This is a genomic window from Citricoccus sp. I39-566 (genome assembly GCF_031432995.1).
In the GTDB taxonomy this organism is placed as follows: domain Bacteria; phylum Actinomycetota; class Actinomycetes; order Actinomycetales; family Micrococcaceae; genus Citricoccus; species Citricoccus nitrophenolicus_A.
On record NZ_CP133842.1, the window covers coordinates 2,738,631 to 2,762,888 of the forward strand.

Below are 24,258 nucleotides of genomic sequence, written 5' to 3' on the forward strand. Positions count from 1 at the left end.
GGGGATGAACGAGACACCCGAACAGACCCTGGACGCCGTCGGACCACGCCTGAAGCAACTGCGGCTGCGCCGCGAGGTCACGCTCACCCAGTTGGCCGCCGAGACCCGGATCTCGGCCAGCACCCTCTCCCGGCTGGAGACCGGGCTGCGTCGGCCGACCCTGGAGCAGCTGCTGCCCCTGGCCCGCTACTACGGCGTCACCATCGACTCCCTCGTGGATGCCCCGCGCACCGCGGACCCGCGGCTGGACCTGCGGCCGATGTCCTGCCCCGACGGTTCGGTGATCATCCCGCTGACCCGCCGGCCGGGAGGCGTCCAGGCGTACAAGTTCGTCCGCCCCACCGGCCGCGACGATCTCGTCCCCGATCCGCGAACCCATGAGGGGCATGACTGGGTGTACGTCCTCAACGGGACCCTGCGCCTGGTCCTCGGGGACCAGGACCTGCGCCTGCAGGCCGGGGAGGCCGCCGAATTCGACACCCGCACCCCGCACTGGTTCGGGGCCACCAGCGCCGGGCCGGTCGAGTACCTCTGCCTCGTCGGCCGGCAGGGAGAGCGTGCACATCTCCGGGTCAACGAAAAGCCCGGACCCCATCAGGGGCCCGGGCTGTCGTCGATCTCCTGAGAGATCTTCGGGTCGGGCTAGCGGGATTTGAACCCACGACCTCTTCACCCCCAGTGAAGCGCGCTACCAAGCTGCGCCATAGCCCGTGGAACCGATCCTCACCGGATCAATCCACCAGTCAACTGTACACCACCGCCGGCGTGGTCCCGGACCACCCGGGTGGGCGCGAGGCCGTCGGCCGCATCCGCTCCGCCCGCCGCACGGATCAGCCGACCTTCACCACCATCTTGCCGGTGTTGCCCCCGCCCAACATGTCCCGGAAGGCGTCCACGGTGTGCTCGAAGCCCTCCACGACGGTCTCCTCGTAGGTGACGTCTCCGGCCGAGAGCCACGCCGCCATGCGCTCCCGGAACTCCTCGCTGACCTCCGGGTGCTCGGCGGCCACCTCGCCCACGATGAATCCCTGCATGCGCAGTCGCCGGGTGACCATGGTGCCCATGTTGTCCGGTCCGGCCGGGCGTTCGGTGGCGTTGTAGCCGGAGATCGCCCCGCACAGGGCCAGCCGGCCGAAGTCGTTCATGACCTCGAGAGCGGCCTCCAGGTGATCCCCGCCCACGTTGTCGTAGAACACGTCCACGCCCTCCTCGCCCACCGCGTGCACCAGCTGCTCGCGGATCGGCGCGTCCTGGTAGTTCAGGGCCACGTCGAAGCCGTACTTGTCCTTCAGCAGACCGACCTTCTCAGCGGACCCGGCGGAGCCGATCAGGCGGGCGGCACCCAGCTGCCGGGCGATCTGGCCGACGGCGGTGCCCACCGCCCCGGCGGCGCCGGAGACGAACACGCTGTCCCCCTCGCGCAGCTGGGCGATCCTCGTCAGCCCCACGTACGCGGTCAGTCCGGGCATGCCGAGGAGGCCCAGGTACAGCGAGAGCGGCAGGCCGTCGAGTTCCGGCACGGCCCGGAAGGTGGACGCGTCATCCTGGACCGCGTCCGTCCATCCGTGCTGGTGCAGCACCGCGGTGCCCTCGGGCAGGGCCTCCGCGGCGGATTCCACCACCCTGCCGACGGCTCCACCGATGATGGTCTCCCCCAGCTCGTAGGGCTTCACGTAGCTGCGGCCGGCACCCATCCGGCCGCGCATGAAGGGGTCGACCGAGACGAACTCGTTGGCCACCCGCACCTGGCCGGGCTCCAGCTGGCCGTGGGCGACCCGATCGAGCGAGAAGTCCTCGGGCCTCGGCATCCCCTCGGGGCGGGAGGCCAGGCGGATCTCGGAACTGGTGAACTCGGACATGCACACTCCTTCAGGTCGGTCGTCTCCTGCGACTGACCCTACGCCCCGTGCCTCAGCCCGGTCACCGCTTGCGTGAGCGCTTCTCCCGCACCCGCATGCCCAGCTCGATCGGGCTTCCCTCGAAGCCGAAGGTCTCGCGCAGCCGGCGGATGATGAACCGCCGATAGCCGGGGTCGAGGAATCCGGTGGTGAACAGCACGATCCGCGGCGGCTGGGTGGAGGGTTGGGTGGCGAACAGGATGCGGGGCTGCTTGCCGCCGCGCACGGGGTGCGGGTGGGCCGCCACGAGTTCCCCGAGGAAGGCGTTGAGCTTGCCCGTGGGGATGCGGGTGTCCCAGGAGGCCAGGGCCTTGTCCAGGGCGGGCACGAGGCGGTCCTTGTGCCAGCCGGTCTTCGCCGAGAGGTTGACCCGCGGGGCCCACTGGACGTGGGCCAGGTCCCGGTCGATCTCCCGCTCCAGGTAGGTGCGGCGGTCCTCGTCCATCAGGTCCCACTTGTTGAACGCGAGCACGAGGGCGCGACCCGAGTCCAGCACGAGCTGGAGGATGCGCACGTCCTGCTCGGAGACCACCTCGGAGGACTCCAGCAGCACCACGGCCACCTCCGCCTTGTCCAGGGCGGACTGGGTCCGCAGGGAGGCGTAGTAGTCGGATCCGTGGGCCATGTGCTGGCGGCGTCGGATGCCGGCCGTGTCCACGAAGCGCCACACGCGCCCGCCCAGCTCCACGAGCTCGTCCACGGGGTCGCGGGTGGTCCCGGCCGTGTCGTCCACGACCACGCGGTGGGAGCCGGCCAGCTGGTTCAGCAGGGACGACTTGCCCACGTTGGGCCGGCCCAGCAGCGCCACGCGGCGCGGCCCGCCGCGCGGGATGAGTCCCCCGTACTCGGTGACCTCGGGCAGCGCCTCCATGGCGGCGTCGAGCAGGTCGCCGGTGCCCCGGCCGTGCACGGCGGAGACGGGGTACGGCTGGCCCAGCCCGAGCCCCCACAGGGTGGCCGCGTCGGCCTCCTGGGAGATGTCGTCCACCTTGTTGGCCACCAGGATCACCGGCCGGCCCTTGCGGCGCAGCAGCTTGACGACGGCCTCGTCCGTGGAGGTGGCCCCCACGGTGGCGTCCACCACGAACAGCACGGCGTCGGCCACGTCCACGGCGAGCTCGGCCTGTTCGGCCACCCGCTGGTGGATGCCCTTGGCATCGTGCTCCCAGCCGCCGGTGTCCACCACGGTGAAGACCTTGCCGCCCCACTCGGCCTCGTAGCTGACGCGGTCCCGGGTCACGCCGGGGACGTCCTCCACCACGGCCTCGCGGCGGCCGATGATGCGGTTGACCAGGGTGGACTTGCCCACGTTCGGGCGACCGACGACGGCCAGGACCGGCGGGGCCGGCTGGTCCTGCGGTTCCAGCTCGTCCTGGTCCCAGCCGCCCAGCAGGGCGGCGTCCTCCTCGTCGAGCTCGTAGTCCTCCAGCCCGGCCAGCAGGGCCTCGGCCCGCTGCTGGGCCTCCTCGTCCGAGAGCGCGGCCAGCCTCTCGTCGATCTGGTCGTCGCCGGAGGGCACGTACTCCGCGCCCTCCTCGGGCGTCGCTGCTCCGGCGTCACGTCCTGCACGGTTCTCGGTGCTCATGCGCGGTCCCCTTCCGGGTGGTTCGGGTGGTTCGGGTGGTTCACGGCCTGTTGGCGGTCCACCTCGGCCAGCATGGCCTGGATGGTCGCCGGGAAGTCGAGTTCGGTGGAGTCCACCAGGCCGACCCCCTCGCCCGGTGTCATGAAGTCCACCACGGAGGAGTCCCTGGCGTCCCGCCCCGAGACCTGCTCGGCCAGGGCCGTGGCGTCCACGGTGCCGCCCAGCTGGGCGGAGCGGCGGGCCGTCCGGGCTTCGGCGGAGGCCGTCAGCAGGATCCGGGCGTCGGCGTCGGGGGCCACCACCGTGGTGATGTCCCGGCCCTCGGCCACGATCCGCCGGTGCCCGTCGATCTCGGCCCGCTGGCGGGCCACGAGCAGCTCGCGCACGGCTCGGTTGGTGGCCACCACGGACACGACGGCGGAGATGCCGGGCTCGCGGATGGCCTCGGTGATGTCCTCGGTCCCCACCACCACGCGCTCGACGTCCGGGTCCACGGAGAGCGCCAGGTCGATATTCTGCACGGCGGCGACCACGGCCTCCGGATCATCCAGGACGCCCTGGGAGCGGCAGTGCCACGCCACGGCCCGGTACATGGCACCGGTGTCCAGGTAGACGGCGCCGAGCCGGCGGGCGATCTCCCGGGAGACGGAGGACTTCCCGGAGCCCGAGGGACCGTCCACGGCCACCACCAGTCGCGCCTCGCGGTCCTTCGCCGTTGCCTGATGAGTTGTGCTGCCGGCCATTCAGACCACCTTCCATCCCTGCGCACCCAGCGCATCCATCAATTCCTGCTTGCGTCCCGGCAGCACGGAGATCTCGAGCATGCCGACCTCGTGGCCGGCGGAGTGGTCCATGCGCAGGTCCTCCACGTTGACTCCGGCCTGACCGACGTCCTGGAGGACGGCGGAGATCTGCCCGGGGGTGTCGTCCACGATCACGGTCACCACGGCGAAGGCCTGCGGCGGGGCGCCGTGCTTGCCCGGGATGCGGGCGTGCCCGGCGTTGCCCTCGGCGATCAGCTGGGCGATGTCCAGCCGGGCACCGGGCGCCGTGGGGTCCTCCATGGTGGTGATCAGGCGATCCAGGTCCTCGCGCACCCCGTACAGGATCCGCAGGATGTCCGGGGCGTTCCCCGCCAGGATCTGCACCCAGAGCTGGGGGTCGGAGGCGGCGATCCGGGTGGTGTCCCGCAGCCCGTTGCCGGACAGCGCCAGGGACGCGGCCGGAGTCTCCTGCAGACGCGAGGAGACCAGCGAGGCGGCGATCTGGGGCAGGTGGGAGATCAGGGCCACGGAGGCGTCATGGTCCTCAGCGGACATCCGATGCACGGTGGCGCCCAGGATCTGCGCGATCTCCTCGGCGGCCGCCACGGCCTGGGGTGCGGTGTCCTGGCCCGCGCACACCACCCAGGGGGCGGCGGTGAACAGCTGCCCCCGGGCGGCCACGGGGCCGGAGCGTTCCCGCCCGGCCATGGGGTGGGTGCCCACATACCGCGCGGCCTGCGCCTCGGTCAGGACCCCGTCCACGACGCCGGTCCGCACCTGGCGCTGGATCTGGCCCTTCACGGAGGCGATGTCCAGCACCACGGCACCCGGGAACCTCAGCAGCGAGTCGATGACCACCTGGCCGGTCACGTCCGGCGGCGAGGCCACGACGACGGTGCCGGGCAGCGCTCCGGTCCCGTCCGGCGTCGTGCCGGTGTCACCGGAGCTGCCGGTGGCGGTGGGCGCTCCGGACAGGTCACCGGGGTAGGCCAGGCCGGCGCCGATGTCCTCGGCCACGGCCTGGGCCGAGGGCGAGGGATCGGCGAGGTACACGTCCGCGCCGGCGGCGCGCAGGCCGAGGCCGATCGAGGTGCCGAGCAGGCCGGTGCCGCGGATCAGGACGGGTTCCGGAAGGCCCCGAGGGGCCATCACAGGCCCACCGCGGCCATGACGTGGCCCATCTCCTGGTGGCTGAGCTGGCGGATGGTGCCCTGCTTCTGGTCCCCCAGGCCGAGGGGACCGAACTTCACGCGGACCAGTCGCTCCACGGGGTAGCCGACCTCCTTGAACAGACGGCGCACGATCCGGTTCCGCCCGGAGTGCAGGACCACCTCCACGAGCACGTGGCCCGGGGTGGAGTCCACCAGCTTGAAGGAGTCGACCTGGGCGAAGCCGTCCTCCAGGTGCAGTCCCTCCTTCAGCTGCGCGCCCACGCCCTTGGCCATGGGCCCGGGGACCTGGACCAGGTACGTCTTGGGGATCTCGAAGCTGGGGTGGGTCAGCCGGTTGGCGAGTTCGCCGTCATTGGTCAGCAGCAGCAGGCCCTCGGTCTCGCTGTCCAGCCGGCCCACGTGGAACAGGCGGGCGGAGTCGATCTTGCCCTTCTTCAGGAAGTCCGAGATGCAGGTGCGTCCCTCCGGGTCGTCCATGGTGGAGACCACGCCGCGCGGCTTGTTGAACGCGTAGTACCGCAGGGTGGTGTCCAGCTGCAGGCGGATGCCGTCCACGTGGATGATCACCCGCTCCGGGTCCACGCGGACGCCGGTCTCGGTGACGACCTTGCCGTCCACCTCCACGCGGCCCTCGGCGATGAGGTCCTCGCACACGCGGCGCGAGGCCACCCCGGCCGAGGCCATGACCTTCTGCAGGCGGACGCCCTCGGGATCGTGGACCGAGGAGAAGTTCTGCTCGCGCTGGGCGCGGGGCGGGCGCTGGGGAGTGCGGGCCGCGCCGAGGTTGCGGTCGTAGCCCTCCTGGGCGTCGGAGCGGAAGGGGCCACCCCGCTGGCCGGGACGGGGCGTGCCGTACTGGCGGGCCGGCTTCTGGGTCCGGCCCTGGGCCTTGCCGCCCTGTGACTTGGCACCCTGGGCCTTGTTGCCCTGGGGCTTGTTTCCTGACGGCTTGCGTCCTGCCGGCTTCCTGCCCTGCGGGTTGCGGTCGCTCATGTGACATCGTCCTTCCAGCGCCTCACGGCATGTGTCGGGGGTGAAGTGTGCTGGCCGGCGCCCCTCGTCCCGAGGGGTCTGACCGGATCGTCAGCAACAGTCCATCATATCCGAGGTGTCAAGGCGAGGGGGGCCGCAGGCCGCAACCGGGCGGATCCGGTGGCGCGGCTCACAGGCCGCTGCCGCGGAACGCCTCGTCCGTGGCGGCCAGGTCGCCCAGCTCGGACAGCCCCGGCAGGTGCGCGGAGAGCCTGGGCAGCTCCTGCAGGCTGCCGATCCCCAGCATCTCCAGCAGGTAGCCCGTGGTCTCGTACAGCACGGCCCCGGTGTGGGGATCGGTGCCGGCCTCCGCCGCGAGGCCGCGGCTGACGAGGGTGCGCATGACGGAGTCAGAGTTCACGCCCCGGATCCCCGCCACCCGGGACCGGGTCACCGGCTGCAGGTAGGCCACCACGGCCAGCGTCTCCAAGGCTGCCTGGGTCAGCCGTGCCGTCTGGCCCTCCACGATGAAGCGCTCCACCACGTCCGCGTGCGCCGGACGGGAGTAGATGCGCCAGCCACCGGCCAGCTCCCGCAGCTCGAAGCCCCGGCGAGGGGCACCCGAGTGACCGTCATAGTCCCGGGCCAGGGCGGAGAGCACGGCGGCCACCGTGCCGTGGTCAGCGCCCGCCGCCTCTGCCAGCTGCGCCACGCTCACCGGCTCGTCCACCACCATCAGGACGGCCTCGAGACGCTCACGCAGTTGCCCCTCGCCGCCGGGGTCCTCGGGCGGCACCTCGCTCATGGCTCGTCCTCTCGGTCGGGATCTCGGTCGGGATCGTCGTCCCACTCGGCACCGGAGTCCGGCATCTGGTCCGGCGCCGCCGGGTCCCAGCGGACGACCAGTTCCCCCAGCGGAACCTCCTGGTCGAAGGTGACCGCCCGGTCCCGGAACATCTCCAGCAGCGCCAGGAAACGGGCCACGACCACGAGGGTGGAGCCGGCGTCGGACACCAGCTCACGGAAGGTGAGGCGGCCCGCCTGGCGCAGCCGTGCGGCCAGCAGGCCGCTCTGCTCCCGGACGGAGACGGGCGGGGCGTGCAGGTGGGCGAGGCCGACCTGCTCCGGCTGACGCGCGGGCCGGGCCAGCACCTCCTCGGCCAGCGCGCCGAACTGCTCCGGGCTCAGTGTCCACACGAGCTCCGGCAGCACGGAGGCGAACCGCGGGTCCAGCGTGGTCTGGCGCGGGAGGCGGTGGGACTCGGCCTGCATCTTCTGGCTCATGAGCGTGGAGATGTCCCGGAAGGCCTTGTACTGGAGCAGCCGCGCGAAGAGCAGGTCCCGGGCCTCGAGCAGGGCCACGTCCTCCTCGGCGTCCGAGGTTCCGGCGGGCAGCAGCCGGGCGGTCTTGAGGTCCAGCAGGGTGGCCGCCACCACCAGGAACGCGCTCGAGGCCTCCAACGCGTCGAGGTCGCGGCCGGTCCGGGCGCCGTCCGGATCCCGGAGGCCGGTGACGTAGGCGATGAACTCGTCCGTGACCTCGGCCAGGGCCACCTCGGTGATGTCCAGCTGATGCCGGGCGATCAGGGACAGCAGCAGGTCGAAGGGGCCGGCGAAGTTCGCCAGCGACACGGAGAAGCCGGATGGGACACCCTCGTCCCCGTCCAGGCCGGCGGCGAGGTCGTCCCCCGGTCCCCTGCGGGTCGCCGGGGCGGGCGCCCCGGCGCGTGGGGTCACGGGGCTCCGCCGCGCCAGATCAGCTCGCGGGCCAGCGTGCGGTAGGCCTTGGCACCCTCGTGGTTCTGGGCGAACGTCGTCATGGGCTCGGCCGCCACCGTGGCGTCGGCGAACTTGATGGAGCGCTTGATCACCGTCTCGAAGACGCGGTCCCCGAAGGCCTCCACGAGTCGGCCCACGACCTCCTTGGAGTGCAGGGTCCGGGCGTCGAACATGGTGGCCAGCACGCCGTCGATCTCCAGGTCCGGGTTGATCCGGTCCTGGATCTTCTCGATGGTCTCCACGAGCAGGGCCACCGCGCGCAGGGCGAAGAACTCCGCCGTCAGCGGGATGATCACGCCGTGGGACGCGGTCAGCGCGTTGACCGTGAGCAGGCCCAGGGACGGCTGGCAGTCCACCAGGACGATGTCGTAGTCGTCCCGGACCGTCCGCAGCGAGCGTTCCAGGACCTGCTCGCGGGCCACCTCGTTGACGAGCTGGACCTCGGCGGCGGAGAGGTCGATGTTGGCCGGCAACAGGTCGATGTTCTCGAACTCGGTGGCCACGATGGCGTCCCGGGCCGTGACGGACCGCTCCATCATGACGTTGTAGACGGTGGTGTCCAGCTCGTGGGGGCTCACGCCGAGGCCGGCGGACAGGGCGCCCTGGGGATCGAAGTCCACCATGAGCACCTTGCGGCCGTAGCTGGCCAGGGCCGCCCCGAGGTTGATGGTGGAGGTGGTCTTGCCCACCCCGCCCTTCTGGTTGACCATGGAGATCACGCGGGCGGGACCGTGGGTGTCTAGCTGCACCGGCTCCGGGAAATCATGCTTGGGCCGTCCCGTGGGTCCGATGACCGGGTCACCGGTGATCATGAGGACTGGCGTGGGCTCTTCCTGGTTCACGATGCTGCCGTCTCCTGCCGTTGGTCCATGTGTCCGCCGTACCGTGAGCTCACCCACGCTGAACAACGCAAGCTGCTGCGGCATGGATACACCCTAGTCCGGATCGTCGGCTGCGCAGAAAATTCCGTGCGCCCTCCGGCGAGCCTTGACGTTCAACCGCAGGCTGAAGGTGTAGGGCCACCCCTCGACGCCACGGGGTGGCGTCGAGGGGTGGCCTCGGGCGTCAGCGGCGGGGGTGGGTCCCCACCAGCTCCCGGTCGGGCTCGACCTCACCCTCCGCGTCCGGGCCCGCCGAGGAGGCGGTCAGGGCGGCGTCCTCACCCGCATCCGCGTCGTCGAGTCCGTGGTTGACGACCATTTCCTCATCGAAGACGTCCTGGCCGGAGAGCGCCCGGTCGGCCTGGGCGGCGTCGAACTCGCCGACCCACTTGCCGATGAGGACCGTGGCCACCGCGTTGCCGGTGAAGTTCGTCAGGGCGCGGGCCTCGGACATGAACTTGTCGATGCCCACGATCACGCCCATGCCGCCGAGCAGTTGCGGCTGGTGGGCCTGGAGGCCGGCGGCCAGGGTGGCCAGGCCGGCACCGGTCACCCCGGCGGCGCCCTTGGAGGCGATGATCATGAACACCAGCAGCCCGATCTGCTCGCCGAGGTTCATCTCGAGCCCCATGGCGTTGGAGACGAAGAGTGCGGCCATGGTCAGGTAGATGGCGGTCCCGTCCAGGTTGAAGGAGTAGCCGGTGGGGACGGTCACGCCGACGACGGACTTGTGCACGCCGGCGTGCTCCATCTTGGCGATGAGCCGGGGCAGGGCCGACTCCGAGGAGGAGGTGGCGAAGATCAGCAGGTACTCGCGGGCCAGGTACTTCATGAGCTTGAAGATGCTCACACCCGTCACCAGCTTCAGCAGCCCGCCCAGGACCACCACGATGAACACGACGCAGGTGGCGTAGAACGCACCCATCAGCAGGGCCATGGCCCCGATCGCGGACCACCCGGTGGAGCCGACCACGGCCGCGATGGCCCCGAAGGCGCCGACGGGGGCGATCCACATGATCATCATGAGGATCCGGAAGACCACGCCCTGGATCAGGGCGAGACCTTTGAGCAGCGGCTTGCCGGACTCGCCCATCCCCTGCAGGGCGAAGCCGACGAGCAGGGCCACGAACAGCACGGGCAGCACCGGGACGGAGCCCGGGATGATGTCCAGCAGGAAGGCCGCGGTGGGGTCCAGGTCCGCCTGTGCGGCCTCCGGGTCATAGGGGGTCAGGGCCAGCCCCTCGCCCGGATGCACCAGGTTGCCGACCACCAGGCCGATCCCCAGGGCGAAGGTGGACATGGTCATGAAGTAGAGCAGGGCCATGCCGCCCACCTTGCCCACGGTGGCGGCCTTGGCGATGGAGCCGATCCCCAGCACGATGGTGCAGAAGATCACCGGGCCGATCATCATCTTGATCAGGGAGACGAAGCCGTCGCCCAGGGGCTTCAGTGACTTCCCGAACTCCGGGAACATCAGCCCGACGGCGGCCCCCAGGATCACCGAGGCGATCACCATGATGTAGAGCCAGTGGGTGCGGTCCTTCTTCGTGACCGGGTCTGTCCGGTCGATACTCTGCGGTGTGTGCTGGGTCATGACTCGTCCTCTACAGTGGGGCCGTCGGCCCGCGGTTGGATGGGTTGCGACGATCATCACCACCGGCTGTGCCGCAGGTCACCTTGCGGTCATAAAGTTCACGGTGGACCACGTCCGGACAATCCAGGCACGACGGCGAGGAGACGGATGGGCACGGTGGATCGCGGGGCACGCACCCCGAAGCATCCGTGGAGCATCGCCCGCCGGCTCGCGGTGGCCCACCTGATCGGCCTGATGGTCATCACCGTGGTCCTCGCGGCGTTCAGCTACCTGCAGACCCACCAGACCGTCTACGCCCTGGAACGCGGCAACGTCCTGGCCACGGCCCACCTGATCGCGGGCGAGGACCGGATCCGGGAGGGGTTCACGGCGGCGGACCCCACCTCGGCGCTCCAGCCGCTCACCACCGAGCTGGCCGCCCAGGCCGAGGTGGACTGGGTGACCTTCTTCGGCACGGACTACTCCCGCGTCGCCCACCGTGACCCGGCGCAGAACGGCACCCGGTATCCGGAGGACCTCACGGACGTCCTGTCCGGCCGTGACCAGGTGGACACCGTGGCCACGGGGCCCGCCGGGCTGTCCCTGCGGGCCCTCGTCCCCGTGTTCGCCCCGGTCGGTGAGGGCACCGCGGTGGTGGGCATCGTCGGCGTGGGACACCGGGTCCCCGAGCTCGACATCGCGGTGGCGGCCCAGATCCCCCGCCTCTTCCTGGGTATGGCCCTGATCGCCGTGCTCGGCCTGGCCGGGGCCGCCCTGGTGGGCCGCTATCTCGAGCGCACCACCCACGGGCTCGGCCCCGAGGAGCTGGCCCACCGCTTCGCCCTGCTGGACACGGCCCTGCACAATGCGAACGAGGGCATGGTGCTGGTCGACGGCGACGGGGAGCTCAAGCTGTACAACGACCGCGCGGCGGAACTGCTGGCCCTCCCGCCGTCCGGCAGGACCGCGCACGGCGCACCGGGTCCGGCCCACCTGGCAGACCTCGGGCTGCCCGAGCCACTGGCACGGCTGATGGCCTCCGGACGGGACGCACGGGACGAGCTCTTCGCCGTGCCCGGACGGATTCTGGTGGTCAACCAGCATCCCACCCGGCTCACCGGTGCACGCCCCGCCGACGGGCCGGGCACCGTGGTGACGCTCTACGACCGCACCGAGGTCCAGGACATGAACCGGGAGCTGGAGACCACCCAGTCCCTGACGGACGCCCTCCGCGCCCAGACCCACGAGCACGGCAACCGGCTGCACACGGTGCTGTCCCTGCTGGAGCTCGGACGCCTCGACGAGGCCCGCGGCCTGCTGTCCACGGGCCTGTCCACGGGCCTGTCCACCGGCGCGGGATCGACCGCCGCGGCCCAGCCCGCTCCCCTCGGACCCACGGGCGAGCCGGCCGTCCAGGCGCTGCTGGCCGCCAAGGCCGCGCAGGCCCGCGAGCGCGGCGTCCGGATGGACTACCGCCTCGAGGTGGACTCCCCCACCGGGTTCTCCACCCAGGATCTCGTGACCGTCCTGGGCAACCTGGTGGACAACGCCCTCGATGCCGCCGGGGACCCCACCCGGCCGGCGCAGGACCGGTGGGTCGACGCGGAGGCCCGCACGGACTCCGGGTGGCTGATCGTGCAGGTCGCCGACGGCGGCCCGGGCCCCTCCCCGGAGGCCCGTGCGCAGATGTTCGACCTCGGCTTCTCGACCAAGCCCGCGGGCCTGGCCGGCCGCGGCATCGGGCTCGCCCTGGTGCGCCAGACGGTCTCCAGCCTGGGCGGCACGGTGGATCTGGCCCTGGACTCCGGTACCGTGCTGACGGTGGAGCTGCCCCTGCCGGCGGCCCCACCGCCGGACCACCCACCCCCAGGAGACCGCCATGACCAGTGAGCGGGTGCTGATCGTCGAGGACGAGGCCCTGACCGCGGCCACCTACGGGGAGTACCTCTCCCGAGCCGGGGGCTACCGGCAGGTGCACCTCTCCCCCACACTGGCCGACGCGGTGCGCTTCCTGTCCACTCAACGCCGTGAGCACGGCTCGTTCGGCGTGGACCTGGTGCTGCTGGACATGAACCTGCCGGACGGGCACGGCCTGGAGGTGCTCCGCCGGATGCGTTCGGCCGGCTTCACGGGGGCCGTGCTGGCCATGACCGCGGCCACGGACATGGAGACCATCCGCCAGGCCATGGCCCTGGGCGTGGTGCAGTACCTCGTGAAGCCCTTCGGCTACCCAGAGTTCGCCGAGCGGCTCCGCTCCGTACGGGAGTTGTCCACCGGGCTGTCCGGCACCGGCTCGGCCGGCAGCCAGGAGGAGGTCGACCGGGCCTTCCGCCACCACGGCACCAGCGGGCCCTCCGACCTGCCCAAGGGACTGGTGGAGGACACCCTCTCCACCGTCATCGCGGCCCTGCGGGCCGCCGCCGACCACCCCGGGACCGGGCGCAGCGCCGGGGAGGTGGGGGGCGCCGTCGGGACCTCCCGGGTGACGGCCAGGCGGTACCTGGAGCACCTCTACCGGCAGGGGCTCGTGGAGCGCACTGCTCGGCACGGCACGCCGGGGCGGCCGGAGAACGAGTACCGGTGGATCGGGACGTCGCCCTAGCGGCCCGTGCGCAGGACCGGGGCGAGGGCCTCCAGCACGGAGCGGTCCTCGATGGTGGAGGGCACGGTGTGTTCCTCGCCGTCGGCCATCTGCCGCATGGTCTTGCGCAGGATCTTGCCGGAGCGGGTCTTCGGCAGGGCCTCCACCACGGCCACCTGCTTGAAGTCCGCCACGGCGCCGACCGTGGAGCGCACCGCCGCGCGCAGCTCGTCCAGCAGCGCCTGCAGGCCGGCCTCCCCGTCCACCGCCACCCCGGACTTCAGCACCACGTAGCCGGCGGCCCGCTGGCCCTTGAGGGGGTCGGCCAGTCCGATCACGGCGCACTCCGCCACCGCGGGATGGCTCGCGAGGGCCTGTTCCAGCGCTCCGGTGGACAGGCGGTGGCCGGCCACGTTGATGACGTCGTCCGTGCGGCCCATGACGAACAGGTAGCCGTCCTCGTCGATCAGCCCGGAGTCCCCGGTGGCGTAGAAGCCCTCGAAGGCGCTGAGGTAGGAGTCGATGTAGCGCTGGTCGTCGCCCCAGAGGGTGGTCAGGGTCCCGGGCGGCAGGGGCAGGCGCAGGGCGATGTTGCCCTCCGTCCCGGCCGGCACCGGCTGACCGGCACCGTCCAGGATCTGCACCGCGTAGCCCGGTGAGGGTGCGGTGCACGAGCCGGTCTTGACCGGCAGCGGCTCGAGCCCCACGGGGTTGGCGCCGATCGGCCACCCGGTCTCGGTCTGCCACCAGTTGTCCACCACGGGCACCCCGAGCAGGTCCCCGATCCACCCCTGCGTCTCCGGGTCGAGGCGTTCCCCCGCCGCGAACAGCGTCCGCAGCTCGGACAGGTCGTGCTCGGCCGCCAGGGCGCCCTCCGGGTCCATCTTGCGGATGGCCCGCAGCGCCGTGGGCGCGGTGAACAGCGAGCGCACCCCGTGCTGGGCGGCCACCCGCCAGAAGGCGCCGGCGTCCGGCGTGCCCACGGGCTTGCCCTCGTACAGCACGGTGGTGGCGCCCACCAGCAGCGGCGCGTAGACGATATAGGAGTGTCCCACCACCCAGCCGACGTCCGAGGCGGTGAACAGCGTCTGGCCGGGGCCGACGTCGTAGATGTTCGCCATGGTCCAGGCCAGGGCGACCGCATGGCCGCCGTGGTCCCGCACCACGCCCTTGGGCGTGCCGGTGGTCCCTGAGGTGTACAGGATGTACAGCGGGTCCGTGGCGGCCACGTCCACGGGCGCGGCCGGCTCGGCGCCGGCCACGGCCTCGTCCCAGTCCAGCCAGCGGCTCCCGCCGGAGGATCCGACGGCGGCGCGCGCGTCCTCGAGCGAGGTGGCGAAGCCCTCGCGATGCTTGACGATGATGGAGCCGACGGCATGCTCGGCCAGGGCGACGGCCTCGGCCACGGCGGGCAGGTACTCGACCCGGCGGCTCGGCTCGATGCCCCCGGAGGAGGTCACGATCGCCGCCGGACGGGCATCGTCGATCCGCACGGCCAGCTCCCGGGCGGCGAACCCGCCGAACACCACGGAGTGCACGGCGCCGATCCTCGCGCACGCCAGCATGGCCACGTGCGCCTCCGGGGTCATCGGCAGGTAGATCACCACGCGGTCCCCCGCGCCCACGCCCCGGGCCCTCAGCACCCCGGCGAAGCGGGCCACCCGGTCGGTCAGCTCCGCGTAGCTGATGTGCTCGACGGTGCCGAGCACCGCCGAGTCGTAGATGATGGCCGTGCGCTCGCCGTGGCCGGCGGCGAGGTGCCGGTCCAGGCAGTTGGCCGCCGTGTTCATCCGGCCGTCCGGGAACCACCGGTAGAGCGGAGCCGCGGCGTCGTCGAGGGCGCGGGTGGGCGGCACGGTCCACTCGATGGCCGCGGCCGCCTCCAGCCAGAATCCCTCCGGATCGTCGAGGGAGCGCCGGTAGACGTCCGCATAGGCGGAGGGGGCGGACACGGGTTCATTCGACTCGGACATGCGCCCAACCTATGGCCTGCGTCACGCCGCGTAAACCCCCCGGTGCCAAAAATGTATACGTAGATGACAGAATTTCAGCGAATCCGGTGCTGTTTCGCCGTGTATCGGCCCGCTGACTCCCATCGCGGACGGTTTGTGTATACGCTGGCCGGTGTGAGAGCCAGTGAACGTGCCTACCGGACCCTGCGGCGGGACATCATCGATGGACACCTTCCGCCGGGGTCGGTGCTGGGCGAGGTCGAGCAGTCCGCACGCCTCGGGCTGTCCCGCACCCCGCTGCGTGAGGCCATCGGCCGCCTGGTCGCCGAAGGCCTCGCGGCCCCGTCCAGCGGGCGCGGCACCGTGGTCACCGAGGTGTCCCTCGCCGAGGCCGACGACCTGTTCGACCTGCGCACGGTGCTGGAGGTCCTGGCCGCGCGTCGGGCCGCCGAGCATGCCGACCCGGAGGTCTTCTCGGCCCTGGCCGCGCGCTTCGACGCCGCCGTCCAGCCGCTGCGCGGCGGCCAGGACCCGGAGGAGTACTACCGGCTGACCACCGAGCTGGATGCCGCCGTGGACGCCGCCTGCGCCAATGCCTACCTGGCCCAGCACCTGAAGTCCCTGCGCGTGCACCTGGACCGGCTGAGACGCTTCTCCCGCAATGACCCGGTGCGGCTCTCCACCTCCGCCACGGAGCACGGCGCCATCGCCCGGGCCCTGGCCCAGCGCAACCCCGAACTGGCCGCGGCCACCACCACGCTGCACCTGCACCACGCCCTGGCGCACCTGCAGTCGCACCAGCCCCCCGAACCAGCCACCGAACGAGCCACCGAACACCCCACATCCGCCCTGGAGAGGACCCCATGATCAACCACGACGTCCGCGTCTACCGTTCCGAGGAAAACCTGGACCGCAAGGACCAGCTGGCCTGGAAGATGGCCGAGGTCGCCACCGACCCGGTGGCCATCGACCCGGAGGTGGAGGAGATGGTGATCAACCGGATCATCGACAACGCCTCCGTGGCCATCGCCTCCCTGAACCGGGGGCCCATCGTCTCGGCCCGCGCCCAGGCCCTGACCCACGAGGCCACGGCCGGGGGCGGGGGCGCCTCGGTCTTCGGCATCACCGAGAAGGTCTCCCCCGAGTGGGCCGCCTGGGCCAACGGCGTGGCCGTGCGCGAGCTCGACTACCACGACACCTTCCTGGCCGCCGAGTACTCCCATCCGGGTGACAACATCCCGCCGATCCTGGCCGTGGCCCAGCACCGCGGCTCCACGGGCGCGGACCTGATCCGCGGCATCGCCACCGGCTACGAGCTCCAGGTGGACCTCGTCAAGGCCATCTGCCTGCACGCCCACAAGATCGACCACGTGGCCCACCTGGGCCCCTCGGCCGCCGCCGGCATCGGCACCCTGCTGGGCCTGGACACCGAGACCATCTTCCAGGCCATCGGCCAGGGACTGCACACGACGACGGCCACGCGCCAGTCCCGCAAGGGCGAGATCTCCACGTGGAAGGCCCACGCCCCGGCCTTCGCCGGCAAGATGGCGGTCGAGGCCGCGGATCGCGCGATGCGCGGCCAGACCTCCCCCGTGCCGATCTACGAGGGCGAGGACGGCGTCATCGCCTGGCTGCTGGACGGACCGGAGGCCCGCTACTCCGTCCCGCTGCCGGAGCCCGGTGAGGCCAAGCGCGCCATCCTGGACACCTACACGAAGGAGCACTCCGCCGAGTACCAGGCCCAGGCCTGGATCGACCTGGCCCGGAAGCTGCACGGGGAGCACCCGGAGCTGCGGGACGGCGGCGCCGTGGAGTCGATCGTCATCCACACCTCCCACCACACCCACTACGTGATCGGCTCCGGGGCCAACGACCCCCAGAAGTACGATCCGCGGGCCTCGCGGGAGACCCTGGACCACTCGATCCCCTACATCTTCACCGTGGCCCTGCAGGACGGCGCCTGGCACCACGTGGACTCCTACTCGCCCCAACGGGCCGGACGTCCGGACACCGTTGAGCTGTGGAACAAGGTGACCACCCAGGAGGACCCGGAGTGGACCCGCCGGTATCACTCCCTGGACATCTCCGAGAAGGCCTTCGGCGGCCGGGTGGTCATCACCACCACGGCCGGGGAGACCATCACGGACGAGATCGCGGTGGCCGATGCCCACCCGCTGGGTGCCCGCCCCTTCGCCCGGGAGCAGTACATCACCAAGTTCCGGACCCTGGCCGAGGGCCTGGTGGCCCCGGAGGAGATCGACCGCTTCCTGGACGTCGTCCAGCGCACCGCCTCCCTGGGCGCCGGCGAGCTGGACCAGCTGAACATCGCAGCCGCCCCGGGCATCATCGACCTCGCCGCCGCCCCGAAGGGACTGTTCTGAGATGTTGTACTCGAACCTGACCGCCGCCGAGAAGCGGGTGCGCCTCCGGGAACTGTTGCAGCCCGGCGCCGCCGTGCAGTTCCCCGGGGCCTACACCCCGATCTCCGCCAAGCTCGTCCAGGAACAGGGGTTCTCCGGGCTCTACATCTCCGGGGCCGTACTGGCCAACGAGCTGGCGTTGCCGGACATCGGCCTCACCACCCTGAGCGAGGTGGCCCAGCGGGCCGGGCAGATCGCCCGCGTCACGGACCTGCCGGCCATCGTGGACGCGGACACCGGATTCGGTGAGCCCATGAACGTGGCCCGCACCATCCAGGAACTCGAGAACGCCGGGCTGGCCGGCTGTCACCTCGAGGACCAGGTCAACCCCAAGCGGTGCGGCCACCTGGACAACAAGTCCGTGGTGGACCTGGCCACGGCCACCCAGCGGGTGGCGGCGGCCGCGAGCGCCCGCCGGGACGAGAACTTCCTGATCATGGCGCGCACGGACATCCGCGGCGTGGACGGGGCCGGTGGCCTGCAGGCGGCGGTGGACCGGGCCAAGGCCCTCGTCGACGCCGGCGCGGACGCGATCTTCCCGGAGGCCATGAAGGACCTCTCCGAGTTCGAGGCCGTCTGCAAGGCCGTGGACGTGCCCGTCCTGGCCAACATGACGGAGTTCGGCAAGTCCCAGCTGTTCACCCGGGACCAGCTGGCCTCCGCCGGTGTGGCCCTGGTGATCTACCCGGTGACCCTGTTGCGCTCGGCGCTCGGCGCCATGGAACGGACCCTGTCCACGATCCGCGCCGAGGGTACCCAGCAGGGTGCCGTCGGTGAGATGCTGACCAGGGCACGACTGTACGAGCTCGTGGACTACGAGGGCTACAACGGCTTCGATTCCTCCGTGTTCAACTTCTCTGTCCCGGGGCTCGAGGCCCCGGCCCACGGCGCAGACGCCTGACGCTGGAGCAGACCCCCTCGTCCCGAAAGGACATCCCATGACTGAGACCGAGATCAAGAAGGGACTCGCCGGAGTGGTGGCGGACTACACCGCCATCTCGAAGGTCAATCCCGAGACCAACTCCCTGCTGTACCGCGGCTACCCCGTCCAGGAGCTGGCGGCGTCCCTGCCGTTCGAGGCAGTGGCCTACCTGCTGCTGAACGGCGAGCTGCCCACGGACGCCCAGCTCGCGGAGTTCACCTCCCAGGAGCGGGCCCACCGCTCCCTGAGCGAGGACGTGAAGACCGCGCTGGACCTGCTGCCGGTCACCTGCCACCCGATGGACTCCGTCCGCACGGCCGTGTCCATCCTCGGCGCCCAGCACCCGCGCTCGGAGGACTCCTCCCCCGAGGCCGAGATGGAGAAGGCGGCGACCCTGTTCGCCCAGCTGCCCGCCGTCGTCGCCTACGAGCAGCGCCGGCGCACCGACGGCGGCCCCACCGAGCCGGTGGCCCCGCGCGAGGACCTGGACTACTCCCAGAACTTCCTGTGGATGACCTTCGGCGAGGAGGCCGACCCGGCCGTGGTGGACGCCTTCCGGGTGTCCATGGTGCTGTACGCGGAGCACTCCTTCAACGCCTCAACGTTCACGGCCCGCGTGGTCACCTCCACGCTGGCAGACCTGCACTCGGCCGTGACCGGGGCCATCGGCGCGCTCAAGGGCTCCCTGCACGGCGGCGCCAACGAGGCCGTCATGCACACCTTCGACGAGATCGGCATCCGGCCGGAGGAGTCGCAGGAACAGGCCAAGGACCGGGCCAAGGCGTGGATGGAGGACGCCCTGGCCCAGAAGAAGAAGGTCATGGGCTTCGGCCACCGCGTCTACAAGCACGGTGACTCCCGGGTGCCGACCATGAAGAAGGCGCTCGACGCGATGATCGAGCACTTCGGCCGGCACGAGATCCAGGGGCTCTACAACGGCCTGGAGGCCGCCATGGAGGAGGCCAAGCAGATCAAGCCGAACCTCGACTATCCGGCCGGGCCCACCTACCACCTGATGGGCTTCGACACCGAGCTGTTCACCCCGCTGTTCATCGCCGCCCGGGTGACCGGCTGGACGGCGCACATCATGGAGCAACGCGCATCCAACTCCCTCATCCGCCCGCTCTCCGCCTACAACGGTCCGGACGAGCGGCACCTCCCCGGCGCCTGACCCAGGCCACCAGAGGCATGGTGCGGCAGGGATCACCAGTGACCCCTGCCGCACCATGCCTTCTCAGGGAGCGGTGACCTCCATGGACGTGGCCACGGACCGCAGCTGGCCGTACTCCTCGGTCTCGAGGAACGCCCTCATGGCCTCCTCGGCTTCGAGTCCGGTGACCTCCTCCGCCGTGTCCTGGGTGACGCTGCCGGACAGGACCGCGGCGGCCCCGGCCTCGAAGCCCTCGGCCGGGGGTTGCTCGTAGAACCACGAGGACCAGTGGGAGTCATCGCCCGCCTCGGGGTCGAGGTCCTCGGAGATGTTGACCACCTGCACGGACAGCAGGAACTCCCCGCCCTCGAAGGACACGAGGTCCGGGACGTCCTCGTTGGCCTGATAGAGGCTCGCCCGGTACCAGACAGGGCCGGAGCCGGTGGCCTCCTCCCTCTCGTTCACCGGGATCCCGGGCAGCTCCTCGGCCTCCAGGACCTCGACCACGTCTGGCTTCGGCCCGTCGTTGTCGGTGGGGCCGAGCCCGGTGGTGGTCCTGTACTGCGTGATGCCCTCCGAGTCCTGGAAGAGCACCTCCTCGTAGGGCACCCCCTGGTAGTCCAGCAGCTCCTCGTTGTAGTCCTCCTGGCTGGCGCTCCAGGTCTCCGGGAATCTCCACGTGAAGACCCCCGACTCGGAAGTGTAGCCCTGGGTGGCCCCGGCCGGGCTGTCCCCCGCGGTCGGTGAGGCGGAGGCCGTCTCGGTGACGGTGACACTGGGGGTCGCCGTGGCGCTGGGGCTCGCGGTCTCGGTGACGGTCTCCGCGGGGGTGGTGGGGGCCCCGGCCGTCTCGGAGGGCTCGCCGCCGGCACCGCCACAGGCGCTCAGCAGCAGGGCGGCGCCCAGCCCGAGGCCGAGGACGGTGGTCCGGCGGCCGCAGACGGCAGCTCCGGCGGAGGGGGTAGCAATGGTCATGGGGGTCACCTCACCGGCCCCGGGAGGGAGCACCCCACACCGGGCCGGGAGGCGCGAGGGTCTACCTGTCGTCCAACGGGTCCTCCCCATCACACCATCGCTGCCGGACCCCGTCAGCACCGTTCCTCAGGACGTTGTGGGATCGTGATCCCCCCGGGAGGTCCGGCCGGGCCAGCGCGCGCGGGTGGGCCGCGGCGTACACCTCGCGCAGCGTGTCAGCGGTGACGAGGGTGTAGACCTGCGTGGTGGTGACCGAGGCGTGGCCCAGCAGCTCCTGCACCACGCGGACGTCCGCCCCGCCCTCGAGCAGGTGGGTCGCGAAGGAGTGGCGCAGGGTGTGCGGGGAGACCTCCACGTCCAACCCCGCCCTCTCGGCGGCGCCCTTCAGGATGCTCCACGCGGATTGGCGGGACAGCCGCCCGCCGCGCTGGTTCAGGAACAGTGCCGGGCCCCCGGTCCCGGCCCGCGCGGACAGCGCGGGCCGGCCCCGGACCAGCCACGCCTCGAGGGCGGCAGCCGCGTAGGAGCCCAGCGGCACCACCCGCTCCTTGGAGCCCTTGCCGAACAGGCGCACGACGGCGGACCCCGGCTCCCCCGGCCCGCCCGCCTCGGTGCCCCCGGGCCCGCGCTCATGGCCAGGCCCGTCGGCGGGACCCCGGACGGCCCCGATGACGTCGTCCACGTCCAGGCCGACGGCCTCGGAGATCCGTGCCCCGGTGGCATAGAGGAACTCGAGCAGGGCCCGGTCCCGCAGCCCGGGGGCCGTGTCCGTGGGGACGGCCTCCAGCAGGGCGGTGACCTGATCCACCCGGATGGCCTTCGGCAGTTCCTGGGCCGGTCGCGGCGGGGTGACGTCCTGGGCCGGGTCCGTCTCCGTGAGCTGCTCCAGCGTCCAGAACCGGTGCATCCCCCGCACGGCCACGATGGTCCGGGCGGCGGATCGCGGCGCGAGCGGGTGTCCGCCGTCCGCCCCGGTCCCCAGGGCCTGGAGGAAGCCGGTCACATGAAGCCGGGTGACCTGCCGCGGCTCGCCCACGCCCTGGGACACCAACCAGCCCAGGTAGCGGTGCACGTCCCGGCGGTATGCCGCCAGGGTGTTCACGGACATGCCCCGCTCCACGGCGAGGTGGTCCAGGTAGGCCTCGGCCGGGCGCCGGAGGGTCCGGGGGGTCGGCTCCGCCGCGTCGGGGCTCGGGGCGGCGCTCATGCCACCGGGGGACGGCCGCGCCAGGGTGCGTCCGCCGGCCGTAGCGCCGCGTCGTCCCGACCCCGGTGAGCGGCCAGGGCCAGCAGCCCCACCACGAGGGAGGGGTTGCGCAGCCGGCCGGCGAGCACCGCCTGCACGGCCTCCTCGAGGGGGACCCAGGCCAGGGGCATCCCGGCCTCCTCACCGGTGCGCTCGTGGCGTTCGGCGGCGGGGACCTCGGAGAGCCCACGGGCCAGGAACACGCGGATCCCCTCGGAGGAGGAACCGGGTGTGGTGTAGAAGTCGGCCAGCACCTCCCACCGCTCGGCCCGCAGGTCGGCCTCCTCGGCCAGTTCCCGCCGGGCGGCGTCCACGAGCGACTCGCCGGGCACGTCCAGCAGGCCGGCGGGGATCTCCCAGAGCTCCTCCCCCACGGGGTGGCGGTACTGCCGGATCAGCCGGACCCGGTCCTGGCCGTCCAGGGCCACCACCGCCACCGCACCGGGGTGCCGGATGAGCTCCCGGACCAGCACCTCGGGGTCATCCGGCGCCATCCGGAAGGACTCGCGCGTGACGTCCCAGACCGCCCCGGAGAACGCCGTCTCGGTCCGCACCGCGGGGCGGGGGGCGGGCACATCCGCGACCGGGCCGCCGTCGTGCCCGGTGTAGGGGACCGGCGCTGTGACGGGCGGTCCAGGACGGCGCGTCATGGGGTGGGCGCGACGGCGGCCCGGCGCGCCAGGGCGGCGGCCACCAGTCCGGCGAACAGGGGGTGGGGGGCGGTGGGGCGGGACTTGAACTCCGGGTGTGCCTGGGTGGAGACGTAATACGGGTGGTCCTGGCGCGGCAGCTCCACGAACTCCACGAGCGTGCCGTCCGGGGACGTGCCGGAGATGACCAGGCCCGCGTCTTCGAGCTGGCCCCGGTACTCGTTGTTGACCTCGTAGCGATGGCGGTGGCGCTCGGTGACCGCGGTGCTGCCGTAGGCCTCCGCCACCACGGACCCGGCCACCAGGGTGGCCGGGTAGGACCCCAGGCGCATGGTGCCGCCGAGGTCGCCGTCACCGGCGACGATCTGCTCCTGCTCCGCCATGGTCGCGATCACCGGGTGCCCCGTGTCCGGCTCGAACTCGGTGGAGGAGGCATCCGCCAGGCCCAGCACGTTCCGGGCGTACTCCATGACCATGGTCTGCAGCCCCAGGCACAGGCCGAGGGTCGGGATGCCGTTCTCACGGGCGTGGCGCAGGGCGCCGATCTTGCCGTCCAGGCCCCGGACGCCGAAGCCGCCCGGGACGCAGATCGCGTCCACGCCGTCCAGGGCGCTGCGGGCCCCCTGGGGGGTCTCGCATTCGTCCGAGGCGATCCAGCGCAGGCTCACCCGGGCGTCGTTGCCGAAGCCCCCGGCCCGCAGGGCCTCGGTCACGGACAGGTAGGAGTCCGGCAGGTCGATGTACTTGCCCACCAGCGCGATCTCCACCTCGTGGACGGGGTGGTGGACCACCTCGATCAGGCGGTCCCACGTGGAGAAGTCGACGTCCTTGAACTTCAGGTCCAGCGCCTGCACCACGTAGGCGTCGAGGCCCTGGGCGTGGATGATCTTCGGGATGTCATAGATCGAGGGGGCGTCGGCGCAGTTGATGACGGCGTCCGTGTCCACATCGCACATCCGGGCGATCTTGTCCCGGACGTCCTGGGGTACCTCGCGGTCCGACCGGATGACGATGGCGTCCGGCTGGATGCCGATGGACCGCAGGGCCGCCACGGAGTGCTGGGTGGGCTTGGTCTTCAGCTCGTGCGAGGGGCCGATGTAGGGCACCAGGGAGACGTGGACGAAGAAGACGTTGTCCCGGCCGATGTCCTGGCGCACCTGGCGGGCCGCCTCCAGGAACGGCTGGGACTCGATGTCGCCAACCGTGCCGCCGATCTCGGTGATGATGACATCCGGCGCGGTGCGGCCGGCGGTCCGCGCATCCTGCTGGTCCGAGCTCCCGCCCCAGGTGGCGGGAAGGCGCATGCGCCGCTTGATCTCGTCCGTGATGTGGGGGATGACCTGGACCGTGTCCCCCAGGTAGTCACCGCGCCGTTCCTTCTCGATGACGGTCGAGTAGACCTGACCGGTGGTGACGTTGTTCAGGCCGTCGAGGTCCTCGTCCAGGAACCGCTCATAGTGGCCCAGGTCCAGGTCCGTCTCCGCCCCGTCCTCGGTGACGAAGACCTCGCCGTGCTGGAAGGGGTTCATGGTGCCGGGATCCACGTTCAGGTACGGGTCCAGCTTCTGCATGGTCACGGACAGTCCCCGGGCCCGGAGCAGGTGGCCCAGCGACGATGCCGTCAGGCCCTTCCCGAGCGAGGAGGCCACGCCGCCGGTCACGAAGATCTGGCGGGTTGCGTTGGGCGATTTCTGGAAGCGAGAGGTTCTTTGCACCACGGAGTTCGATCGTAGCACCC

The 24,258-nt window shown here is 71.6% G+C and carries 21 protein-coding genes and 1 tRNA gene; 7 read left to right on the forward strand and 15 right to left on the reverse strand.

Features of this window, described 5'->3' with window-relative positions; translation table 11 throughout:
- Positions 1-4 precede the first annotated feature (4 nt).
- Positions 5-625: an XRE family transcriptional regulator gene (locus RE421_RS12550; RefSeq protein WP_309810443.1), complete on the forward strand. Its 621-nt coding sequence runs from the start codon at positions 5-7 to the stop codon at positions 623-625.
- Positions 626-637: 12 nt separating this feature from the next.
- Here the strand turns inward: RE421_RS12550 and RE421_RS12555 are convergent.
- The 10 genes from RE421_RS12555 to RE421_RS12600 all read right to left on the reverse strand — a co-directional run bounded on the left by RE421_RS12555 (position 638) and on the right by RE421_RS12600 (position 10,645).
- Positions 638-711, reverse strand: a tRNA-Pro gene (locus RE421_RS12555).
- 119 nt (positions 712-830) lie between these two features.
- The gene (locus RE421_RS12560; RefSeq protein WP_309810446.1) at positions 831-1,859 is read right to left on the reverse strand and encodes an NADP-dependent oxidoreductase; all 1,029 of its coding nucleotides are present in this window, start codon (positions 1,857-1,859) and stop codon (positions 831-833) included.
- Positions 1,860-1,920: 61 nt separating this feature from the next.
- The gene (gene der / locus RE421_RS12565; RefSeq protein WP_309810449.1) at positions 1,921-3,483 is read right to left on the reverse strand and encodes a ribosome biogenesis GTPase Der; all 1,563 of its coding nucleotides are present in this window, start codon (positions 3,481-3,483) and stop codon (positions 1,921-1,923) included.
- A complete protein-coding gene (gene cmk / locus RE421_RS12570; RefSeq protein WP_309810452.1) occupies positions 3,480-4,226 on the reverse strand; it encodes a (d)CMP kinase in 747 nt (248 codons plus the stop codon). Before cmk ends, der begins: the two co-directional genes overlap by 4 nt.
- On the reverse strand, positions 4,227-5,396 hold the full coding sequence (locus RE421_RS12575; protein WP_309810455.1) for a prephenate dehydrogenase: 1,170 nt from the start codon (positions 5,394-5,396) through the stop codon (positions 4,227-4,229).
- Positions 5,396-6,412, reverse strand: coding sequence for a pseudouridine synthase (locus tag RE421_RS12580; RefSeq protein ID WP_309810458.1), 1,017 nt, complete (start codon positions 6,410-6,412; stop codon positions 5,396-5,398). Before RE421_RS12580 ends, RE421_RS12575 begins: the two co-directional genes overlap by 1 nt.
- Positions 6,413-6,581: 169 nt before the next feature.
- Positions 6,582-7,196 carry an SMC-Scp complex subunit ScpB gene (scpB, locus tag RE421_RS12585; protein WP_309810460.1) on the reverse strand — a complete coding sequence of 205 codons (615 nt, stop codon included), beginning with the start codon at positions 7,194-7,196 and terminating at the stop codon, positions 6,582-6,584.
- Positions 7,193-8,059, reverse strand: a complete 867-nt coding sequence (locus RE421_RS12590) for a ScpA family protein (RefSeq protein WP_309817401.1) — start codon at positions 8,057-8,059, stop codon at positions 7,193-7,195. The genes scpB and RE421_RS12590 overlap by 4 nt, the downstream gene beginning before the upstream one ends.
- A gap of 65 nt (positions 8,060-8,124) precedes the next feature.
- On the reverse strand, positions 8,125-8,982 hold the full coding sequence (locus RE421_RS12595; protein WP_309817402.1) for an AAA family ATPase: 858 nt from the start codon (positions 8,980-8,982) through the stop codon (positions 8,125-8,127).
- A 253-nt stretch (positions 8,983-9,235) separates the two neighbouring features.
- Positions 9,236-10,645, reverse strand: a complete 1,410-nt coding sequence (locus RE421_RS12600; protein ID WP_309810464.1) for a cation:dicarboxylate symporter family transporter — start codon at positions 10,643-10,645, stop codon at positions 9,236-9,238.
- Between the two features lie 147 nt (positions 10,646-10,792).
- On the opposite strand from RE421_RS12600, the gene RE421_RS12605 reads away from it, so the two are divergent.
- Both RE421_RS12605 and RE421_RS12610 read left to right on the forward strand, forming a co-directional pair.
- On the forward strand, positions 10,793-12,514 hold the full coding sequence (locus RE421_RS12605; protein WP_309810467.1) for an ATP-binding protein: 1,722 nt from the start codon (positions 10,793-10,795) through the stop codon (positions 12,512-12,514).
- Positions 12,504-13,226, forward strand: a complete 723-nt coding sequence (locus tag RE421_RS12610) for a response regulator (RefSeq protein ID WP_309810470.1) — start codon at positions 12,504-12,506, stop codon at positions 13,224-13,226. Before RE421_RS12605 ends, RE421_RS12610 begins: the two co-directional genes overlap by 11 nt.
- On the opposite strand, the gene RE421_RS12615 is transcribed toward RE421_RS12610, so the two are convergent.
- Complete coding sequence (locus RE421_RS12615) at positions 13,223-15,178, reverse strand: AMP-binding protein (RefSeq protein WP_309810472.1); 1,956 nt, start codon at positions 15,176-15,178, stop codon at positions 13,223-13,225. The genes RE421_RS12610 and RE421_RS12615 overlap by 4 nt on opposite strands.
- A 153-nt stretch (positions 15,179-15,331) precedes the next feature.
- Between RE421_RS12615 and RE421_RS12620 the strand changes: the two genes are divergently transcribed.
- From RE421_RS12620 to RE421_RS12635, 4 genes are read left to right on the forward strand one after another with little or no spacing between them, the layout of a single operon-like run.
- Positions 15,332-16,024 (forward strand): GntR family transcriptional regulator, encoded by a 693-nt coding sequence (locus RE421_RS12620; RefSeq protein ID WP_309810475.1) that lies wholly within the window; start codon positions 15,332-15,334, stop codon positions 16,022-16,024.
- On the forward strand, positions 16,021-17,538 hold the full coding sequence (locus tag RE421_RS12625) for an MmgE/PrpD family protein (protein ID WP_309810477.1): 1,518 nt from the start codon (positions 16,021-16,023) through the stop codon (positions 17,536-17,538). Before RE421_RS12620 ends, RE421_RS12625 begins: the two co-directional genes overlap by 4 nt.
- A 1-nt stretch (position 17,539) precedes the next feature.
- The gene (prpB, locus tag RE421_RS12630; RefSeq protein ID WP_309810479.1) at positions 17,540-18,478 is read left to right on the forward strand and encodes a methylisocitrate lyase; all 939 of its coding nucleotides are present in this window, start codon (positions 17,540-17,542) and stop codon (positions 18,476-18,478) included.
- Positions 18,479-18,515: 37 nt separating this feature from the next.
- Positions 18,516-19,670 (forward strand): bifunctional 2-methylcitrate synthase/citrate synthase, encoded by a 1,155-nt coding sequence (locus RE421_RS12635; RefSeq protein ID WP_309810481.1) that lies wholly within the window; start codon positions 18,516-18,518, stop codon positions 19,668-19,670.
- A 63-nt stretch (positions 19,671-19,733) separates the two neighbouring features.
- Here the strand turns inward: RE421_RS12635 and RE421_RS12640 are convergent, their stop codons facing one another.
- The 4 genes from RE421_RS12640 to RE421_RS12655 all read right to left on the reverse strand — a co-directional run bounded on the left by RE421_RS12640 (position 19,734) and on the right by RE421_RS12655 (position 24,256).
- Positions 19,734-20,624: a hypothetical protein gene (locus RE421_RS12640; protein WP_309810483.1), complete on the reverse strand. Its 891-nt coding sequence runs from the start codon at positions 20,622-20,624 to the stop codon at positions 19,734-19,736.
- A gap of 61 nt (positions 20,625-20,685) precedes the next feature.
- Positions 20,686-21,831, reverse strand: coding sequence for a site-specific tyrosine recombinase XerD (locus tag RE421_RS12645; protein ID WP_309810485.1), 1,146 nt, complete (start codon positions 21,829-21,831; stop codon positions 20,686-20,688).
- Positions 21,828-22,520 carry an NUDIX hydrolase gene (locus RE421_RS12650; RefSeq protein WP_309810487.1) on the reverse strand — a complete coding sequence of 231 codons (693 nt, stop codon included), beginning with the start codon at positions 22,518-22,520 and terminating at the stop codon, positions 21,828-21,830. Before RE421_RS12650 ends, RE421_RS12645 begins: the two co-directional genes overlap by 4 nt.
- On the reverse strand, positions 22,517-24,256 hold the full coding sequence (locus RE421_RS12655; protein ID WP_309810489.1) for a CTP synthase: 1,740 nt from the start codon (positions 24,254-24,256) through the stop codon (positions 22,517-22,519). The genes RE421_RS12650 and RE421_RS12655 overlap by 4 nt, the downstream gene beginning before the upstream one ends.
- Between the last annotated feature and the right edge of the window lie 2 nt (positions 24,257-24,258).

Excerpts from the sequence above, each read along its gene's own strand:
- RE421_RS12550 (WP_309810443.1), top strand. The coding sequence starts at position 5 with ATGAACGAGACACCCGAACAGACCCTGGACGCCGTCGGACCACGCCTG.
- RE421_RS12575 (WP_309810455.1), bottom strand. The coding sequence starts at position 5,396 with ATGGCCCCTCGGGGCCTTCCGGAACCCGTCCTGATCCGCGGCACCGGC.
- RE421_RS12625 (WP_309810477.1), top strand. The coding sequence starts at position 16,021 with ATGATCAACCACGACGTCCGCGTCTACCGTTCCGAGGAAAACCTGGAC.
- RE421_RS12580 (WP_309810458.1), bottom strand. The coding sequence starts at position 6,412 with ATGAGCGACCGCAACCCGCAGGGCAGGAAGCCGGCAGGACGCAAGCCG.
- RE421_RS12645 (WP_309810485.1), bottom strand. The coding sequence starts at position 21,831 with ATGAGCGCCGCCCCGAGCCCCGACGCGGCGGAGCCGACCCCCCGGACC.
- der (WP_309810449.1), bottom strand. The coding sequence starts at position 3,483 with ATGAGCACCGAGAACCGTGCAGGACGTGACGCCGGAGCAGCGACGCCC.
- RE421_RS12600 (WP_309810464.1), bottom strand. The coding sequence starts at position 10,645 with ATGACCCAGCACACACCGCAGAGTATCGACCGGACAGACCCGGTCACG.
- RE421_RS12560 (WP_309810446.1), bottom strand. The coding sequence starts at position 1,859 with ATGTCCGAGTTCACCAGTTCCGAGATCCGCCTGGCCTCCCGCCCCGAG.
- RE421_RS12610 (WP_309810470.1), top strand. The coding sequence starts at position 12,504 with ATGACCAGTGAGCGGGTGCTGATCGTCGAGGACGAGGCCCTGACCGCG.
- RE421_RS12650 (WP_309810487.1), bottom strand. The coding sequence starts at position 22,520 with ATGACGCGCCGTCCTGGACCGCCCGTCACAGCGCCGGTCCCCTACACC.
- cmk (WP_309810452.1), bottom strand. The coding sequence starts at position 4,226 with ATGGCCGGCAGCACAACTCATCAGGCAACGGCGAAGGACCGCGAGGCG.
- RE421_RS12615 (WP_309810472.1), bottom strand. The coding sequence starts at position 15,178 with ATGTCCGAGTCGAATGAACCCGTGTCCGCCCCCTCCGCCTATGCGGAC.
- RE421_RS12635 (WP_309810481.1), top strand. The coding sequence starts at position 18,516 with ATGACTGAGACCGAGATCAAGAAGGGACTCGCCGGAGTGGTGGCGGAC.
- RE421_RS12640 (WP_309810483.1), bottom strand. The coding sequence starts at position 20,624 with ATGACCATTGCTACCCCCTCCGCCGGAGCTGCCGTCTGCGGCCGCCGG.
- scpB (WP_309810460.1), bottom strand. The coding sequence starts at position 7,196 with ATGAGCGAGGTGCCGCCCGAGGACCCCGGCGGCGAGGGGCAACTGCGT.
- RE421_RS12605 (WP_309810467.1), top strand. The coding sequence starts at position 10,793 with ATGGGCACGGTGGATCGCGGGGCACGCACCCCGAAGCATCCGTGGAGC.
- RE421_RS12595 (WP_309817402.1), bottom strand. The coding sequence starts at position 8,982 with ATGATCACCGGTGACCCGGTCATCGGACCCACGGGACGGCCCAAGCAT.
- prpB (WP_309810479.1), top strand. The coding sequence starts at position 17,540 with ATGTTGTACTCGAACCTGACCGCCGCCGAGAAGCGGGTGCGCCTCCGG.